This is a genomic window from Megasphaera sp. NM10 (assembly GCF_000417505.1).
Taxonomy (GTDB): Bacteria; Bacillota; Negativicutes; order Veillonellales; family Megasphaeraceae; genus Megasphaera; species Megasphaera intestinihominis.
Window position 1 is genome coordinate 1 of the sequence record NZ_APHY01000128.1, and the last position, 589, is coordinate 589.

Genomic DNA, 589 nt, shown 5'->3' on the forward strand with positions numbered 1-589 from the left:
TTTCCTCGGCTACTTAGATGTTCAGTTCWCCGGTGCCTTCCTCATAGAGGATGACAGCACTACTGCTGCCGGGTTTCCCATTCGGAGATCTGCGGGTCAAAGGTTACTTGCACCTCACCGCAGCTTATCGCAGCTTATCGCGTCCTTCTTCGGCTGATATGGCCAAGGCATCCGCCGTACGCCCTTACTTACTTGACTATTTTTTCATGTATCACGCCATCCACACGGGATGGTGTGATGAACAAGAATTCAAGGTTCGTTAAGATCTCTTTTTAAAAAGAGGTATTTTCTAACATTTTTATGCAGTTGTCAAGGTACGATGATAAAAAAGTTTGGTGGAGATGAGGAGAATCGAACTCCTGACCCCCTGCTTGCAAGGCAGGTGCTCTCCCAGCTGAGCTACACCCCCAGCTTCTCTATCTCTTGAGAGGATGACCTCTCAAAACTGAACAATGAATGAATTGCCACCGTGCCGACTTCTTAGGTTTTCCCTAGAAAGGAGGTGATCCAGCCGCACCTTCCGATACGGCTACCTTGTTACGACTTCACCCCAATCATCGCCCCCACCTTCGACGGCTGGCTCCTTGCG

General features: G+C 49.5%; 1 tRNA gene and 2 rRNA genes. All 3 read right to left on the minus strand.

The window, feature by feature from the left end:
• A 23S ribosomal RNA gene (locus NM10_RS12650) occupies window positions 1-198 on the minus strand; the annotation flags it as partial.
• A gap of 135 nt (window positions 199-333) precedes the next feature.
• A tRNA-Ala gene (locus NM10_RS12655) sits at window positions 334-409 on the minus strand.
• A gap of 86 nt (window positions 410-495) precedes the next feature.
• Window positions 496-589: ribosomal RNA gene (locus NM10_RS12660) — 16S ribosomal RNA — on the minus strand; the annotation flags it as partial.